This window comes from Shewanella psychrophila, from assembly GCF_002005305.1.
Classification (GTDB): domain Bacteria; phylum Pseudomonadota; class Gammaproteobacteria; order Enterobacterales; family Shewanellaceae; genus Shewanella; species Shewanella psychrophila.
Map to the genome: position 1 here is coordinate 966538 of NZ_CP014782.1, position 18335 is coordinate 984872.

At 43.3% G+C, this 18335-nt stretch carries 15 protein-coding genes; 9 read left to right on the forward strand and 6 right to left on the reverse strand.

The window, feature by feature from the left end:
- Positions 1-443 precede the first annotated feature (443 nt).
- A complete protein-coding gene (locus sps_RS04270) occupies positions 444-1700 on the reverse strand; it encodes an adenylosuccinate synthetase (protein ID WP_077751396.1) in 1257 nt (418 codons plus the stop codon).
- A 136-nt stretch (positions 1701-1836) separates the two neighbouring features.
- Here sps_RS04270 and sps_RS04275 point away from each other — a divergent pair, with 136 nt between their 5' ends.
- Positions 1837-2730, forward strand: coding sequence for a LysR family transcriptional regulator (locus tag sps_RS04275; RefSeq protein ID WP_077751397.1), 894 nt, complete (start codon positions 1837-1839; stop codon positions 2728-2730).
- Between the two features lie 533 nt (positions 2731-3263).
- Here the strand turns inward: sps_RS04275 and sps_RS04280 are convergent.
- Positions 3264-4154, reverse strand: a complete 891-nt coding sequence (locus tag sps_RS04280; RefSeq protein WP_077751398.1) for a LysR family transcriptional regulator — start codon at positions 4152-4154, stop codon at positions 3264-3266.
- A gap of 137 nt (positions 4155-4291) precedes the next feature.
- Between sps_RS04280 and sps_RS04285 the strand changes: the two genes are divergently transcribed.
- From sps_RS04285 to sps_RS04300, 4 genes are all read left to right on the forward strand, one after another.
- Positions 4292-4600: a monooxygenase gene (locus sps_RS04285; RefSeq protein ID WP_077751399.1), complete on the forward strand. Its 309-nt coding sequence runs from the start codon at positions 4292-4294 to the stop codon at positions 4598-4600.
- Between the two features lie 81 nt (positions 4601-4681).
- Positions 4682-5059 carry a hypothetical protein gene (locus sps_RS04290; protein ID WP_077751400.1) on the forward strand — a complete coding sequence of 126 codons (378 nt, stop codon included), beginning with the start codon at positions 4682-4684 and terminating at the stop codon, positions 5057-5059.
- Between the two features lie 325 nt (positions 5060-5384).
- Positions 5385-5723 carry a methanolan biosynthesis protein EpsI gene (locus sps_RS04295; protein ID WP_077751401.1) on the forward strand — a complete coding sequence of 113 codons (339 nt, stop codon included), beginning with the start codon at positions 5385-5387 and terminating at the stop codon, positions 5721-5723.
- Complete coding sequence (locus sps_RS04300; protein ID WP_077751402.1) at positions 5716-7056, forward strand: SPFH domain-containing protein; 1341 nt, start codon at positions 5716-5718, stop codon at positions 7054-7056. The genes sps_RS04295 and sps_RS04300 overlap by 8 nt, the downstream gene beginning before the upstream one ends.
- A 268-nt stretch (positions 7057-7324) precedes the next feature.
- Here the strand turns inward: sps_RS04300 and sps_RS04305 are convergent, their stop codons facing one another.
- Together sps_RS04305 and sps_RS04310 are read right to left on the reverse strand one after the other, a co-directional pair.
- On the reverse strand, positions 7325-8935 hold the full coding sequence (locus tag sps_RS04305) for an ABC-F family ATPase (RefSeq protein ID WP_077751403.1): 1611 nt from the start codon (positions 8933-8935) through the stop codon (positions 7325-7327).
- A gap of 526 nt (positions 8936-9461) precedes the next feature.
- On the reverse strand, positions 9462-10058 hold the full coding sequence (locus tag sps_RS04310) for a cysteine hydrolase family protein (protein ID WP_077751404.1): 597 nt from the start codon (positions 10056-10058) through the stop codon (positions 9462-9464).
- A gap of 168 nt (positions 10059-10226) precedes the next feature.
- Between sps_RS04310 and sps_RS04315 the strand changes: the two genes are divergently transcribed.
- Positions 10227-11966, forward strand: coding sequence for an AMP-binding protein (locus sps_RS04315; protein WP_077751405.1), 1740 nt, complete (start codon positions 10227-10229; stop codon positions 11964-11966).
- Positions 11967-12085: 119 nt separating this feature from the next.
- Here the strand turns inward: sps_RS04315 and sps_RS04320 are convergent, their stop codons facing one another.
- Positions 12086-13381: a diguanylate cyclase gene (locus sps_RS04320; protein WP_149027213.1), complete on the reverse strand. Its 1296-nt coding sequence runs from the start codon at positions 13379-13381 to the stop codon at positions 12086-12088.
- 348 nt (positions 13382-13729) lie between these two features.
- Here sps_RS04320 and sps_RS04325 point away from each other — a divergent pair, with 348 nt between their 5' ends.
- Together sps_RS04325 and sps_RS04330 are read left to right on the forward strand one after the other, a co-directional pair.
- The gene (locus sps_RS04325; protein WP_077751406.1) at positions 13730-14281 is read left to right on the forward strand and encodes a GNAT family N-acetyltransferase; all 552 of its coding nucleotides are present in this window, start codon (positions 13730-13732) and stop codon (positions 14279-14281) included.
- A 576-nt stretch (positions 14282-14857) separates the two neighbouring features.
- Entirely contained in the window at positions 14858-16759 is a 1902-nt protein-coding gene (locus sps_RS04330; protein ID WP_077751407.1) for a S8 family peptidase, read from the forward strand.
- A gap of 129 nt (positions 16760-16888) precedes the next feature.
- Here the strand turns inward: sps_RS04330 and sps_RS04335 are convergent, their stop codons facing one another.
- Positions 16889-17284, reverse strand: coding sequence for a hypothetical protein (locus tag sps_RS04335; RefSeq protein ID WP_077751408.1), 396 nt, complete (start codon positions 17282-17284; stop codon positions 16889-16891).
- A gap of 331 nt (positions 17285-17615) precedes the next feature.
- Between sps_RS04335 and sps_RS04340 the strand changes: the two genes are divergently transcribed.
- Positions 17616-18332 carry an RluA family pseudouridine synthase gene (locus tag sps_RS04340; protein WP_077751409.1) on the forward strand — a complete coding sequence of 239 codons (717 nt, stop codon included), beginning with the start codon at positions 17616-17618 and terminating at the stop codon, positions 18330-18332.
- Positions 18333-18335 lie beyond the last annotated feature (3 nt).

The window sequence follows — 18335 nt, forward strand, 5'->3', positions numbered from 1 at the left end:
GGTAGGGTAAAGCTGAGATGACGCTGCGCTGTAGAAACAGAGAAGACATTGCATTGGTAAGGCAAAGACGATGCAGCAGGAAGTGCTAAGAGGGGCTCATAGTATGAACTGAGAGTCGTCCAGTCATGTCTAGCTACTGTCATTTCGGTACGCTTGTTGGCCGGAACCTAGTCTTTGAATCAAGCCTAAAGCTAGGTACCGGAACCAGTCCGGTATGACGTATATGTAGGGTAAAGTTGAAGTTTACACCTATTGTCATTCCGGTGTTCTTGTTGGCCGGAATCTAGTCTTCGAATCAAGCTCTAAAGCTAGATACCGGAACAAGTCCGGTATGACGTATATGTAGTTGGAACCCGGAACGAGAAAGACCGGGTCGATAATTGCTTCTCGGTTCTGGTAATAACATCCTTGTTAAAAGGCCAGTTCGACCTCGCTTCACTCTACTATCTAAGGATCATCTGCTCACGTTCTGGGCCTACTGATACCATTTTGATTGGTACACCCATTAACGCTTCGATGCGAAGTACATAAGATTGTGCGGCTTGGGGGAGGCTGGCAAATGTACGGCAACCTGTGATGTCTTCACTCCAACCTTGCATATCCTCATAGATAGGCGTTAGGGCAGCAGTTTGTGGCCAGATTGGGTTTTGTGTGTGCTCACCAGTGTAAGATACACAGATTTTTAGATCTTTCATGCCAGTTAAGCAGTCAATCTTAGTCAATGCGATTTCGGTAGCGGCTTGTAACTCGACACCATTACGGGTTGCGACAGCATCAAAGTAACCCATATCACGAGGACGACCTGTTACTGCTCCGTATTCATTAGATGCTTCACGGAAGTTATCTTGCTCTTCCATTGCTGTTACTAATGTTCCAGTGCCTACAGAAGAGCTGAATGATTTCGCCACGGCAATGATGCGTTCCGGGCGTAGTGCTGGTAATCCACTGCCAATACCTGCATAAGCTGCGGTTACATTTGAAGAAGTTGTCCATGGGTATTCACCATAAACCAAGTCGCGGCCTGCACCGAGTTGCGCTTCAAACAGTAAGTTGGCTTGCTTGCTTTGCATGACTTTTAGCGGCTCAGTCACGTTACAGATAAATTCACGCCAAGGCGCCGTGACTTCTAATAACCATGCTGTCATCTCTTCAGCGCTTTGGCTAAAGTCGCAACTTGGGTATAGGGCTTTTAATTGTGGCATTTTCCAATCGAGCATAAATTGAATACGTTCAAGCAACACTTCAGGTTGCATTAACCAGCCCACAAGAATGCCTTTTTTCATGACACGATCGCCATAGGCGGGTGCTATACCTTGACGAGTAGAACCGTAAGCACCATCGCCTAGACGCTCTTCTTCCAGAGTATCTTCGAGTGCGTGTAGAGGCAGACATAAAGTGGCGCGATCTGAAATGTGTAACTTTACACTGACACCAGCGGCTTTCACCTCGGCAATTTCTTCGCTTAATGCCGCAGGGCTGATGACCATGCCTGGACCGAGTACTGCCGTACAGTCTGGGTTGAATATGCCACTCGGAAGCTGGTGTAATTTAAAGGAACCAAAGTCATTGACGACGGTATGGCCCGCATTATTACCACCTTGAAAACGAATGCTTGCAGAGGCATCTGCCGCAAGAAAATCAACGATACGGCCTTTTCCTTCATCGCCCCAATTAGCACCCACAACAACAATAGACGGCATAACTCACACTCCTGAATAATTAAGTGACTATGCTAATTCAATAATTAGGATATGGAAAATTAATAATAATTATCATTTTGATAAGCAACTCATATATCATGGCGAGAGAAATGATTTAAATAACCAGGTAAAAGCTATGTTTGAGCTCAATTGGCTTAGAACGTTTGTCACCTTAGCGCAGCACCAACACTTTGGTAAGGCAGCTGCTGCGCTGCACATGACCCAACCTAATGTCAGTTTACATATCAAGCAATTAGAGAAAATGACGCGAGTTAAGCTCATTGAACGCAATCCGTTTCACTTAACCCAAGCGGGTGTTCGATTACTGCATACCAGCCAAAAAACGTTAATGGAGTTACAGGTCTGCCAGTCAGATCTCAACGCGATTAATGATCTTAGCCAAGGAACGCTCACGATTGCGGCCAGTGACATAATTTCTCGGTTACTCTTGATCTCACCATTTCAGTTGTTTAAAGCTGAATTTCCTGGGATCGATTTTTCGCTGTTAAATACCACCTCTTCACAAGCATCTGAACTGGTTAAAAATGCACAAGCGGATTTGGGTTTTGTGATCGCCCAAAAAGAGAGTCAACCGCTACATTTCACCCAGTTACAACAGATACGCTGGTGTGCACTTGGAGATAACCTAGCGCTATGGCAACGGGCGAAACTACAGCCAGAGATAGCTTTAGAGAGAGAACCTACCTTGATTTTATTGGGTCACGATACCCGCACCCGAGACTTACTCGATTTAGCGCTGCCGTCATTGAATTTACCCAAGTACCGAATTATGGAAGTGGGCAGTGTTGATGCACAAATAGACTGGGCAGAAGCAGGGTTCGGTGTGGCGATAGTGCCCGAGTTTTCAATTTTTACTAAGGGAAACTTAAAGACCCAAGTGACGCCGTTACCCGAATTTCCCACTACAAGTCTTGGTTATATTGTGCGTCAAAACCAGATCCTCTCAAAAGCCATCAAGCAGCTATTAAAATGGGTCGATGAAGAGATCATTCGCTTGCAGGATAGGTAGAACATAGACGATGCTCACTGTGTGAACGGGTGGAGCTAAGAAGACGCTAGCGCTGGTAAAGCAAAGCCGGTAATAGCTTCGAGCACAAAGAGGGGCTTCACAACTGCCTCGTCAATCCGTCGTGTTTACCTCTGTCATTCCGGCATGTTTGTTGGCCGGAATCCATTCTTTAGAACTTAAAGACAAAAAGCTGGATCCCGGAACGAGTCCGGGAAGACAGCTAAAGAAGTGGTGACCATTAAATTTTCGCCCTGACCGATAGGGATATCGGAATATAACAGACCCTGTAGGTCAGAATACGATAAAAGAGGAGTGGCAGATGATGCTTATTTTGTCATTCCGTCATGTTTACCTCTGTCATTCCGGCATGTTTGTTGGCCGGAATCTATTCTTTAGAACTAAAAGGTAAAAGCTGGCTCCCAGAACAAGTCCGGGATGACAAAAATGTAGAGACTTATTTGATCTTGTATATCTATAGCTGCATCTTTGCATTATCACGCTAGATGCTGTTATAGATCAGAGCTGCTTTAATATTATATTGCTAATCTCTGTTTTCTACTCTCTAGTAATATTTCAAATAGACATTTTGCTGCTGGACCTGTTTTAGCACCTTTTGGCAAGGTCAGGTGAATAGGGACCTGGTACATGTCAGCATTTTCTATTTTCAACACTGTGATCTTGCTTGAATCTCGGCTTTTTAACAGATGCTCAGGCATACGGCAAAAACCTACGCCTTGTTCGACGGCTTCCCATGCGTGATCGAAAGTATCTAGCGTAATACGCTGCTGAGCTTTAAGCCAACCTACATCTTGCTTTGAGTTACGGCCAAGATCTCTTACTACAATTTGGCAGTTAGTGGTGAAATCTGCTAAGGATAAAGCCTGTTTATCTGCCAATGGATGGTTCTTGGCTACCACCGGTAGCATGGTGATTATGCCGAACGCTTCCGAAGGGTAGTTTGTTATGGGTAAGGTGATGATAGAAATATCAGCTTGTTGGCTTGTGACCATGTCAGATGTTTTTGATAGCGAAGTTTCGACGACTTGAATCGAGGTATTTCTATTGTCTTTTAAAAATTCTGCAATTGGTTGATACAACCAACTACGGTCACAAAGATGATCTATGGCGACGGTGATTTCAGACTCAATTCCTTTGGCCAACTGTGTACTCATTTCCTCAAGCTCACGGGCTTGCTCTAACATAGAGTCTGCCCGGCGAAGTAGAGATTTCCCATCATCAGTGAGTACGGCTCTGCGGGCTTTCACTTCGACTAAGTCAACGCCTAGCTGCTGCTCCAGCTTTCTAACCGCATAGATAAGCGTGGTATGGCTCTTGTTTAATTGTGTCGCTGCGGCCTGAATGCTGCCAGCACGATCAATCTCATACAAGGTTAGCCATTGATCCAGAGTTGTTTTTAGTCTCATTGGTCAGTTTTATCCACATTAAGGCGCAATATTATGAACTTTTCTGTTCAATTCATGAAGGTATTATGACACCTAAGCTTGAGAGGCACTAGCAGCTCTCAATTTACAATGAACTTAGTTATTAGGTGGAAAGTAAAATGAAGAAATTACTACAAGTCGATTTTGGTTTTAGTGGCCCATTCGGCGATGAAATGGCGAGCCAGATGCTCGAGTTGGCTGGGTCAATTAATCATGAGCCTGGAATGATCTGGAAAATTTGGACAGAAAATGAAGTCTCACAACTCGGTGGCGGTCTTTATCTGTTTGAAGACGAGCCCAGTGCTCAAGCGTACTTGAAAATGCACAGCGCTCGTTTAAAGAAGATGGGGATATCAAACATCAGAGGCATAATTTTTGATGTGAACACTCGATTATCACAAATTAATCAGGCTCCTCTATTAGATTAGTGAGTCAGTAAGCCTATTTGCTAAGTCAGCAGAGATTTAAGTAGTTGTAAATCAGTAAGTAACGATAAGTAGGATAATATTATGAACAACAGAACTTTTTTAACGGTCCATGGTGGTATATACACGGTTTTTGCATTGGCTCTATTTTTTGTCCCTACCTTGATGTGGCCCATGTATGGAGTCGAGATTAATGATCAGTACGCTTATTTTCTTTCACAGCATACTTCGATATTTCTAGGGGGTATTGCTGCCGTCAGCTTATTACTCCGTGATATAGAAGTGGGCGCGATTGCGAAGAGGTTATTTCTAGCCTTAATGATCTCAAATCTCCTGGGCGTAATTATCACTACTTATGCGGGACTCACTGGAATATTTGTCGGTTTAGGCTGGAGCGACCCCGCTTTCTTTACTCTACTGTCTGTGATGTGTTTTTTGCAGTTAAAGAAGCAAAAAGTATAGGGCTGAAACGATGTTTACTGCGCGGGTGGGAAGGGCTTAGAGGTAGGGAAAACTATGGAACATCTACATGGTCGTTCCTGCATGCTTGTTGGCCGGAATCTATTGTTTAAACCAATCCTATAATCCAGATAATAGGTTAGAACCTCTCTATGTTTCTTCGCTGTTTTTTAATCATAAATTTACATAAACAATCAATACTCTAGACCATACCTAACCTGCTATTTACACTTTTATCCTGTAAAATGCTTAGGTGTAACATTTATGGGCTCACGCTTGTGCTTGTTACACCAAATTGAATATTCAAAACAACATATAAGTAGAGATTATGTTTTTTTATATTACAGGCTTGAGTGTGCTCATTATTATCTTGTGCGCGGCACTTTATGTTATTTATCGCAATATACATAAAGGCCGGATCAGCAAATCTAAAGAATATAATGTGTTATTTGATGAAGATACGATAGTGGATGAGTTAATCACCCAGCTTATTGAAAAGAATCAAAATCAAGAAAACCAAGATAAAACATCACAAAGTAAACAAGACATTTTGGCGACCTTTATACAGTTGCATAGGTCTGGTAGTTTTTGTGCTCAGTTAACAGAGCAAGAAATTGTCTACTTTGTCAAAAAGAAGTTAAATATGGAGACCAACAAACATGGATAGTAATGTTCAATCTGCTCAGCGAGTCACAAAGAGTTCTTTATTAGCCCGACTTGGACGTCGCAACATGATTTTAATTGCTGCATTTATCACTGTGTTGGTGGTCATCGCGACGTTAATCTCACAAATGGTCGCCTGGAATGAGGCGGACGAGCGTCTGGTTCACCAATCGGCATTCACTGGAAACCTTACGGTTATCAGTCAAGCTGGACCTTATTTTAAAGCCTTTGGTACAGTATCAGCCTATAAAAAAGTGATTTCGATTAATTTTACCGGTGATGACGCCGCAACGGCCAGTGCCTTGGTGCCATTAATCCCTATACGATTCCTTGATACGACAACGGGTGATGCCAGAGGCGTTGCGCGTTTTAGATTACCAGGTAATGTTTCTGCCAGTGAATCTGGTTCATTACGGGGATTACTCAAAATCCACGAAGAATTTGGTTCTCAAGAAACGTTAATCTCAAATCTATTGATGCGTGCGACAACTGAAAATGTGAAGGCCTCTGCTAGAATGATGTCAGTAGAACAGCATTACTCTGGTGGGAACGGACAACTCAGCCAAGATTTTTCTGATCAATTGGTTAATGGGATTTTTGTTACTGAGCAAATTTTCGGTTCCGGAAGCCGTACTAAAACTGGCGAGTTTAATAACTTAAGTAAACAACAACGTGTCACCATCAAGGTAAAAGAGAATGAAAGAGGTGAGCCATTGCGTAACTCGGCTATCTTGGGTGCCTATGGGATCACGGTAGTCGATGCGAGTATTATCGATATTGATTACGAGAGTAAAGTGAACGCTAGGCTTGAAGCACAAAAGCAGGCCGCTGCCGATGAAGCTCTTGCAAGACAAAACCTTAAGAAAGCTGAGCAACAAGCTCGTACCGAAGTCGCTTTAGGTGAACAAGCTATTGCTAAGCAAAGAGCTGAATCTGAAAAGTTAAAAATTAAAGAGCAAATTGACGCCGAGAGGGTTAAAGCTAATGCGATTATTTCTGCGCAGCAACGTGTGGCCGTAAAAGCTGAGCTCGCTAAAGAACAAGCAGAAATTTTAAAACAGCAACGCTTAGAGGCGCAAGGCATGGATGTACTAGCCGAAGCTCGTCAAAGGGCTAAGTCTGCAGCACTTGATCCTAAGTATGTTTTCGATGAAACATTAAAGGCGGAAGTAAAAATCCAAACAGCTTTATTCAACAGCTTAGGTAACAGTCGTCTTGTGCCTGAAATTGTGATCGGAGGCGGACAAAATGGGCAGGACAATGGCTCTGAATTTATGCGTTTGTTAGCTGCCGATGCTGCACTTAATCTTAAGAAACGTTTAGACGGTAAGCAGTAGGTATTTCGGATAATCCCGATGCCAGCTATTTGGGCTTAGGGATTGTCGATAGCGAGTTTTAGCGCTTCCGATACGGCGTTAACGAGCTTAAACGTAGAATAACTATGTTCCTCACTCGTTGCCTTGCCTCTGAAGCACTAAACTCTCGCTGAGTGACCACACCTTTATATCGATTGGTATAAATAAAATGAACACAAACAAAAACGCCAGACTAAAGTCTGGCGCGTTTTTTATGCAAGCTATTTATAAGCAAAGCTACTGAGTCAGGTTAAGCGACTTTTCTGGCTTCGGCTTCAGCCTTACTGGCTAGGTATTCATCGAAGGTGCCGTGGAAGTTGACTAATGTCTTGTCTTTCACGTCTATGATGTGTGTGGCCAATGATGATACGAACTCACGGTCATGGCTGACGAAGATAAGAGTGCCTTCGAATAATTTAAGCGCATTGTTTAATGCTTCGATGGCTTCCATATCCATGTGGTTAGTTGGCTCATCCATGATTAGCACGTTGATGTCTTGCATCATCAGCTTGCCGAATAATAGACGGTTTTTCTCTCCACCGGAGCAGTTCTTTGCTTTCTTGTTGGCATCGTCTTCGGTAAACAATAGACGACCTAACATGCCACGGACCATAAGATCGTTGTGCTTAGGTGTGCGCCACTGTGACATCCAGTCAAATAACGTCAGGTCATTATCGAAATCAGCAGTGCTATCTTGTGGGCAGTAACCGATTGCGGCATTTTCTGACCATTTAATTATGCCATGATTGTTTGCTAATTCGTTGACTAGGCAGCGAAGTAGGGTGGTCTTACCGACACCGTTTTCACCGATAACGGCTAACTTGGCGCCAGCTTCGAGGATCAGCTCGCCGCCTTCAAATAAGGTTTCATCGTCGAAGCCATGTCCAAGCTCTTCGATAACGAGTGCTTGGCGGTGCATTTTCTTACTTTCATCGAAACGCAAAGACGGTGTCATACGGCTAGAAGATTTGACTTCATCCAAGCTGATTTTATCAAGTTTCTTGGCACGAGAACTGGCTTGTTTAGCTTTAGATGCGTTGGCACCGAAGCGGTTAACAAAGTCCTGTAATTCGGCCATCTCGGCGCTCTTCTTAGCGTTACCGGCTAATAGTTGCTCCTGGATAAGGCCAGATGCTTCAAGGAAATATTCGTAGTTACCTGGGTAGATACGTAGTTCGCCGTAATCGATATCAGCCATATGGGTACAGACAGAGTTAAGGAAATGTCTGTCGTGAGAGATGATGATCATGGTGCATTTACGTTTATTAAGCTCCACTGCTAACCAAGAAATGGTATGGATATCCAAGTTGTTGGTAGGCTCATCGAGTAGCAAGATGTCTGGGTTAGCAAATAATGCCTGTGCCAGAAGCACACGTAATTTCCAACCTGGAGCAACTTGCTGCATTAAACCAAAGTGAAAATCTTCTTCAATACCCGCTTCTAGCAAGATTTCCCCGGCACGAGACTCGGCGCTATAACCGTCCATCTCGGCAAACTCACTCTCGAGTTCGGCGACCTTCATGCCGTCTTCTTCGCTCATTTCCGGTAGCGAGTAGATGCGGTCACGTTCTTGCTTTACTTCCCAAAGTTTCGCATCACCCATGATCACGGTATCGACAACACTGTATTGCTCAAACGCAAACTGATCTTGGCTCAATGTACCGACTTTAAGGCCCGGTGTGATAGAGACATTGCCTGAGCTTGGTGCTAAAGCGCCACTGAGGATTTTCATGAATGTGGATTTACCACAGCCGTTCGCGCCAATAAGGCCGTAACGGTTGCCGTGTCCAAATTTCGCTGAAATGTTTTCAAACAAAGGCTCAGCGCCAAACTGCATGGTGATGTTCGCGGTGGATATCAAAGAAATGTTCCTAGGTGTACAGGCAGGTTTTGAATTGACTCGCTTTTTAAAACTCAGGCCAAAATAACAACGTGCATTAATATGAATAAATTAGGTCGCGAATTATACAGAGTTTGAGTGGATTGGGCTAGCTAAGATGCACTTTAAGGGTCACTTCGTTGAAAAACTAAGACGTTACTGGGTTTTAAGGGTTAAGAAGGCGCTGCGTAGGTTGAGCGAAGAGGGCACTTTGTTGGAAGAGCTAAGGCGGTGCTCACTATGTGGGCTGTTAGAGCTGAATCGACATTTCCATCGTCCATGACGGTCAGGGACATCAAGTAAAGTACTGATGACATCTACACTCAACTTGTCATTCCGGCATGCTTGTTATTTTCTATGTTCAATATAACAAGCCGAGGGTGGATCCCGGAACAAGTCCGGGACGACAATCTAAGAAGAGGAAAAGTGATATCTACTCCCTTGTCATTCCGGCATGCTCGTTGGCCGGAATCCATTTTCTAGAATCAACAATAAGGCGAAGGCCGTCTTAGTATGACAAGTCTCGGCCATCTTGTTTGCTTGAAACAAAAGTCTCTTTCATCAACGCTAATACGTCTTGTGTAGAGCCAGTTTCTGACATGCGAGGAAATATAAAATTGACACTATTGTGGTGCACGTCCAGATTAAAATCTGTCATCGCATCAGTGGGTAAGGTGATGTTGTAACCGAGTTCCCATGCTTGGCGAGCCGTTGATTCTACTCCTATACTGGTTGCTATGCCTGTAATCACGACCTGAGTGACACCTTTTGATTTTAAATATTCATCTAAGCCTGTGTCGGTAAACGCTCCCCAAGTTCTCTTAGTGATCAGATGCGCCTTTGATTCTGGCTGCAACACTTCCGTTAACTGGCTCCAATTAGTAGGGCGTTCGCCATTAGACGGTATCTGCTCGGTTCTTCCTGCCGCAACACCTGCTACATTCACTAGTACTATGGGTAATTGAAGGTTTCGAAACTGCTCAAGCAGTTGGCAAGTGTTGTCGACAACGGACAGTGTCGGGTGACAGGTGTCTAGTGCTAAAATGCCTACTTGTAGATCTACCACTATTAATGCTGTGTGAGGGTCGAGAGAAGTGATCGCCATAATAACTCCAGTAACTAACTCGGAATGGATAAGTACCAATCCATACTCATGGTTTTCTTTTCGCTTTTCCAGCATGAACGGATTAATTTATGTTTAAGATTTAATTCAATTCAAGTAAGTTGTTCATTAGTGAACGATTAAAAATCATAAACTGTGCAAGGAGGCCTAATGTTAGATGTTGTCGATTCTAGTCCGAGCGATTGCCCATCCCCGAGCTTTTCATGTCCTTTATCAATGAGCGAATTTTCAGGCCCGATAGATACGCCTTTGGCGTCTCAAACCATAGGAACCTATTTTGATGGTATCGCGAGCCGTTATCCAGAGAACTTGGCAGTTGTTGTAAAGCATCAAAATGTGCGTTGGACTTATAAGCAATATCAGCAGCATATTGATGAATTGGCTATTGGCTTGCTTGAACTGGGAATTAATCCTGGAGATAGAGTAGGGATCTGGTCTCCCAATAATATCGAGTGGTGCCTGACTCAGTTTGCTACTGCCAAGATTGGCGCCATCATGGTGTGTATTAACCCAGCTTACCGCCCCGAAGAACTGTATTATGCACTTACGAATGTAGGCTGTATTGCTATTATCTGCGCCGAGAAATTTAAAACCAGCCACTATATAGAGATGCTTTATGAGCTAGCCCCTGAGCTATTAACCAATGAGCCAGGTCAGTTAACATGTTCCGCACTGCCCGAGCTAAAATCTGTGATCCGCATGGGTGATGACTTGTCGCCAGGCATGTTTAACTTCAATCAGATAAAACGCCCCTTAGTCGATAATGACCATGCAAGGCTAAATTCTCTTGCTGCTAGCCAAACTGCCAGTGATGCCATCAATATTCAATTCACGTCAGGGACGACTGGCAACCCTAAAGGGGCGACACTGAGTCATCATAATATCCTCAATAATGGCTTGTTAGTCGCCGAGGCCATGAAGCTCACTAGTGAAGATAAATTGTGTATTCCTGTACCGCTATATCATTGTTTCGGCATGGTACTCGGCAACTTGGTGTGTATAGCCAAAGGCGCGGCTGCGGTATTTCCTAGTGAGTCATTCGAGCCTCAGGCTACGTTATCCGCCGTTGAAAGTGAACAGTGCACCGGACTTCATGGGGTGCCGACCATGTTTATTGCCATGTTAGAGCACGATTGCTTTAAGCAATTCGATTTAAGCTCGTTGCGTACCGGTATCATGGCTGGGGCGACATGTCCCGAGGAAGTAATGCTCCGGGTACAAGATTTAATGTACATGAAACAGGTGTTGATTGGTTATGGCCAGACAGAAACCAGCCCTATTAATCATATTACTGAAATTGATGCACCGCTCTCCAAGCGTGTCACTACTGTTGGCCGCGCCATGGCCCATACCCAAGTTAAAATTATCGATGAGTCGGGTCAAACAGTGGCAATTAATCAGGCGGGGGAAGTATGTGCAAGAGGGTATTGCGTGATGGATGGCTATTGGAATGATGTAGAGAAGACTCAGGTAACTATCGATAATCAAGGCTGGCTACACTCGGGTGATATCGGTGAGATGGATGACGAAGGCTACGTTAAAATCGTCGGCCGTATCAAAGATATGATCATTCGCGGCGGTGAGAACATTTATCCTAGAGAGATTGAAGAAAAGCTCTATACCCATGGCGACGTACAAGATGCCGCCGTATTTGGTGTACAGAGTGACAAGTATGGCGAAGAGGTATGCGCCTGGATCAAGCTACGTCCTGGCTGCGTGGAAATAGAAGATGAGATCCGTCACTTCCTCACTGAAAAAATCGCTTACTTTAAGGTGCCGCGTTACATCAAGTTTGTCACTGAATACCCGATGACAGTAACTGGCAAGATTCAAAAGTTTAAGATGAGAGATCTGATGTATGAAGAGTTGCATAAAGACTTAAATAGCTGATAGGTGAAAGAGACAGTGGGTTGATGGGGCTAAGTTGACGATCACAGGGTGATCTCTTTGGGTAAGATAAAGCTGGATCCTGGAACAAGTCCGGGATGACAGCTTCTTTGCTTTTAACGTCAATCTGACACTCGATTTCTGCCACTGTTTTTGGCGCGATAAAGAGCTTCGTCGGCTCGTCTCACTATAGACTCAGTATCATCATCTGCTGCAATCTCAGCAACACCTATGCTAACGGTAAAGGTGACTGCTTCATGGTTTTCACTCAATACCATTTGCTGGGATATACAAACTCGAATACGATTGGCGACCTCTTTAGCTGCTTCAATTTTAGTATTAGGTAGCAGTGCAATAAACTCCTCACCGCCAAATCTGGCTAATATATCGACCTCCCTTAATACATCTTGTGCTTTTTTAGCAAACTCTTGTAATACCTTGTCACCAATAAGATGACCGTAGGTATCGTTCACGACTTTGAATCTATCTAGGTCGATCATTAGTACAGAGAAATTATGGCCAAAACGTTTATATTGATGATGGGTGTCATTGAGTTGTCCCTCAAAACGATTTCGATTATTGAGTCCGGTTAAATTATCTGTATTCACCTGATGTTGTAGCTTTTCGATAAAGGCAATTCGATTTGATATATCTCTTATAATTGCGGTGAACTCAAGATTCCCATTAATTGATATTTTGGATATGGTTATCTCAACTGGAAATTCACTGTTATCTTTTCTTACTGCCGATATCATGACTCGAGATAACATGTCTCTTGACTGAATATCAGAGTCTGTAAATTGTTTTATATAATCAGCATGACTTGCCCTAAACTTTTTTTTCATGAGCTTAGCGATACTCTGGCCTATTATTTCTTCGGCGCTGTAGCCAAAAATCTTTTCCGCCGCATGATTAAATAGTTGGATATTTTGCTTATCGTCCATTGTGATAATGCCATCGAAGGCGGCATCTATGACTGAGCTGAATCTGGCGCTCGCATTATTCACCTCACTCTGTAACTCCTGTTTATCACTCATATGAATACCTATGATCATCACCCTTTGGAGTTGATTAGGCATACTTTCCATCGGGTTTAAAAATAGTCGCCACCAAGGTGACTCAGAGGTTAATTCAAATGTTTGCTCTATCTCTATGGGTTCTAGGGACGAGAACACTTGTGGTAAGTAAGTATTAAAAACTTGTGAAACGCTAGTCGAGGTTAAGCTATCCAATAGGCAAGTTTTGAGAATTACTTTTCCCGGTTTGCTTTTTCCCAGCATACGCAGAAAGAGTTCATTATGGGCGACCACGCGAAATTTTGTCCCCTTACCTGATTTGTTTTGCTTTTGTTCTACGATGGCAACACTTGCCGCAATAACATCGACTAGGTGCTGCAGTTCCTCTGTTGGACTGTGCATTAACTTCTGACCATGACTCAAGATGTGTAGTTAAGTTTAGTTGGATTTGATCATTTGAGTATATTCTAGCCCGTTCTCAAGCTGTATCAGATATCTAGCGTGAATTTATATGCACCATTTCGAATAAAGGTTAAAAATATCTCGGGGTTATATTTTTAATTTTGCATAAAGTGCGCATAAACAATGCATATAGGGAAGATGTATTGAGCATAGCCAGGATCATAGAAATGGCTATAGGGCATACTATACTTGGAACAAAACACAGGGATTTTGTTCGCTAAATCCAATGTTGCGTTAAATGCTTTATGCTTACTTTAGAGAGCAGTAAAGACTAAAGAGGAGTAACACATGAGAATTCCGGATACTGACAGGCTCGAGTTTGATTTCATGACTCGTAAGGATGCCGAAGCCTTGTTCGAGCTTGATCAAGATGAAGATGTGATGCTTTATATCAATGGCGGGCACAAGGCAACTATGGAAGACATTTGTCAGATCTCTATCCCTAGACTCGAGAGCTATGCCAATGAGGACGAAGGCTGGGGGATCTGGAAGGTAACGGCTAAACCGACTGATACTTTAGAGACCCATCTATATCTGGGCTGGATATTGGTTAGACCCATGGATTTCTTCAATGAGGAGCCTGAGTGGGACAACCTTGAACTTGGCTGGCGCTTTAAACAAGCTGCCTGGGGTAAAGGTTATGCAACTGAAGCGGCAAGGGCGGTGATGGATGTGGTTACCGCACCTAATAAGATTAACAAGGCTTCGGCCATCGCCTTCGAAGAAAACCTAGGTTCGATTAAAATTATGGAGAAACTAGGGATGAGCTTTCTTAAGAAAGGCATTCACAAAGATCCACTGGGCGATCTGGAATTGGTTTATTACGAGAGGGTTATATAAAATACAAGTTGATAATGGCTAAGCTTATAAAATCAGTAACTGATTATAACTTATCAGTCCTCATTGTCATGAATAAATAAACTGGATAGAAGTACTCTTATATTCAGTTTATTGTGCCTGAACCACCCACCCGCATCTTCCATATAACCTTATTGACATTTAAACTCAAGCACCTAACTAACACTGATTAGTATAAAATAACACGATTAATACTTTTTGCTTACCAAGTTAATTGGTACTAGTAAAAACGAAGTAATATGTCGATATTTTAGACTTGTTATCAAAATAGTGATGTTAAAATGATGTAAACATTAGCCGTATAATAAATCAATTACTTATCAGGCATTATATTACATTATCTTATAAATAGTGACAATTAGATTCATTATCATGGAAAGGGGTATTTATTTCATTAATCTATGTGTGGTTTCAATAATCTTTAATTATGTAAAGAGATTGTTACGTTAAACTCGCCTCGGCTTATGCTTGTTTTTTATACTCTTATTACGCCTATTCATTAAATGAACTAGGTTAATTATGCCCCTGAGGCACAATTAATAAAAATGGAGTTAAACCATGTATAAGAAACAATTGATAGCAATAGCGGTCACTGCAGGATTAGCATCGGTCTCTATTCAAGCACAAGAGTATCAAGCACAGTTGGTTGAGGTCGAACAATCACGTGCTATTAAAGATACCTATATTGTGGTGTTCAACACACCCAGTGTGCTTAATCTTTCTGATCAAATGTCTGTCCAAAGCTATGCGATTCAGCAAGCTGATCAGCTAGCCAACCGTTTTAATATTAAGGTGAAGAAAAACTTCGGTAGTGCGCTCAATGGCGTTCTTATCGGTGCGACAAAGAAAGAGGTGATGGCGCTTCGAAGTGATCCCAACGTCAAGTACATAGAACAAGATCAGATGATGTCCATTAGCCCTATGGTTAGCGCTGCGGGAGATCAAGCCAGCCCGACTTGGGGACTCGACAGGGTTGATCAACGGGACTTGCCTTTAGACGGTAACTATCATTACGATTTCGATGGTAGCGGTGTCACAGCGTATGTTATCGATACCGGCGTATTGACCACTCATAATGAATTTGGTGGCCGTGCCAGCAGTGGTTATGACTTTATTGATAACGATAATGATGCCACTGACTGTAATGGTCATGGTACTCACGTTGCCGGTACTATAGGCGGTTCTACCTATGGTGTTGCTAAAAATGTCAGCGTAGTGGGCGTTCGAGTACTTAGTTGTAGCGGTTCGGGCAGTAACTCAGGGGTGATCTCAGGGATCAACTGGGTAAAGAATAATGCTCAAGGCCCATCGGTTGCCAACATGAGCCTAGGGGGCGGAGCATCTCAAGCGACTGACGATGCGGTGAATGCAGCAGTGGCTGCGGGCATCTCCTTCGTAGTCGCCGCGGGTAACGATAACAGTAGTGCTTGTAACTACTCGCCTGCTAGGGCCGTGGATGCGATTACCGTTGGCTCAACAACCAGCAGTGATAGTCGTTCAAGTTTCTCAAACTACGGTAGCTGTTTAGATATTTATGCACCGGGATCAAGCATCACATCTGCCTGGTACAATTCTAACTCTGCGACTAATACTATCAGTGGTACCTCAATGGCCGCGCCTCATGTGGCTGGTGTAGCAGCACTTTATCTGGATCAAACTCCCTCGCTTACTCCTTCACAGGTAGATGCCTTACTCTCTTCAAGAGCCAGTTCTGGTAAGGTAACCGATGCAAAATCTGGCTCACCTAACGAGTTATTGTTTGCACTGGAAGGTGAAGGTGCTGGTGGGGGTTGTGGTAATAATTGTCCAGTGGATGAAACTGAACTGACGAATAACCAGAGTGTGAGCACGAGTGGGACTACGGGCTCCGAGAGTAACTACTTTATCGATGTGCCTGCTGGTGCAACTTCATTAGCAGTGACTTTGTCTGGTGGCAGTGGAGATGCGGATATCTATGTGCAGCAGGGCAGTCAACCCACTCAGACAAGTTATCAGTGTCGTCCCTATAAAGCCGGAAATAGCGAGTCTTGTAGTTTCAACAATCCAGCTGCGGGTAAATGGTACGTGATGGTCCATGGTTACAGTACTTATTCTAACGCTAGCCTTAATGCCAGCTATTCAACTGGTGGAGGTGGTGGCGGAAACTGCACCGATGCAAACTGTTTAACCAATGGTGTTGCTGTGACAGGACTCAGTGGGGCTACGGGCTCTGAACAAACTTACAAAGTCTATGTTGAGGCGGGATCACAACTCGCGGTGAGTACTACTGGTGGCAGCGGTGATGCCGATCTGTATGTGAAAGCGGGCAGTGCACCAACGACTGGCTCCTACGATTGTCGTCCTTATAAAAATGGTAACACAGAGACCTGTTCCATCAGTGTGAGTCAATCTGGTATGTACCACATCATGCTTAGGGGCTATAGCGCCTTTAGTGGTTTGTCGTTAACCGCAAGTCATTAGTGCTTTGTAGTTAACTGTCTGTTATAAACATTGAATAATTAACGCTGACTCTAAGCATTACCATGAGTAAAAAATACAAAGCCCGGATGATTAAGTCAGGGCTTTTTTATTCTCTCATTTTATAGGGTCTTACTCTGTGGGTGCCACAGTAACGGACCAATGTATATTTGGACCATTTGCTTCGGCCTTATATTCCATGGATGCCTGCTGTCCATCAGGGATCAGAGAGAAACTGGGTAAGGTATTGGTATTTCGAAAATCACCTTGGCGGAAAATTAGCTGAGCAGTGAGATCTACTTGGTCTTGGTTCTCAGATAAGGTATAACGAATAAAATTAAAATCTTCTAGAGTCAGAGGAAACTCGCTAGTTTCACCGTTCTCAAGCTTTATTTCAGTGGGTCCCACCTGTACACCGTTAAGGGTTAACTGCGTCTTTAACATGTAGCCTTTAGAGTTGAAAGCTGACAACATGAAGATGAATAGCAGTGATAACACACTTAATATGATGAGTGTACGTTTTAACATCTAGATTCCATAGCTCTTGTCATTTGATAACGATATTAACATTTTTGTGAGCTTGGCCTAGTGAGTATTTAATACAAAGGTCTATTTTAGCTGGCGCGTTCAGCTTAGGTACAGCTTGGTATTGAGCGTAATACCAGTCCTAAATTAAACAAAAGCATTAAACAATACCTCTAAAGTAAGCGGCTTCAACTAGATTTCAAAATGTCCTTGGGCACAAAATTTTTAGCTAGCATCCGGTGTGTCTTGGTGACTGCAAGCTAGGAACGAAATTGGTATAATATCCGCTCTCAGCTTTGACATTAATAACTAACAACAGTAACTGATAGCCATTATGCAGCCACAAGCAGATCCTTTTATCGTACCCAAATGTCTCGATGAGATTAATATACTCTTTCGGGATGAACATATCTTAGTGATCAATAAGCCTAGCGGCTTACTGAGTCTATCGGGAAAGCATCCATTGAATATCGACTCAGTGCATTATCGACTCGTTCAGGATTTTCCGACTTGTACCTTGATCCATCGACTGGACTTTGGCACTTCCGGTATCATGCTACTTGCCATGAATAAACAGATTAATGCACTCTTATGTAAGCAGTTCAGTGATAGGCGAGTCAGCAAGCGTTATACGGCCATACTCCATGGCAACTTAGAGCCTGACTCAGATTTAATAGACTGCGGCATAGCAAAAGATATTGATAACTTCCCACTGATGAAGCTTTGCAAAGCTACAGGTAAGCCAGCCCAATCACAATTTCAGGTCCTATCCAGGTTTACTCAGAGTCATGGTGATAACTTTTTTCTCGATGATGGCAGAGCGGGGCATCGTCAAGTGACTCGGGTTGAATTTGAGCCAGTCACAGGACGCACTCATCAACTGAGATTACACAGTCAACATATAGGACACCCTATACTGGGCTGCGATCTGTATGCAACGGATGAGGCGTATTTTATGTCTAGCCGATTGATGTTACATGCATCTCAACTATGTTTCGAACATCCAGTTTCAGGTGTGCCAATGACGATTGAATGTAAGAGTCCATTCTGATCG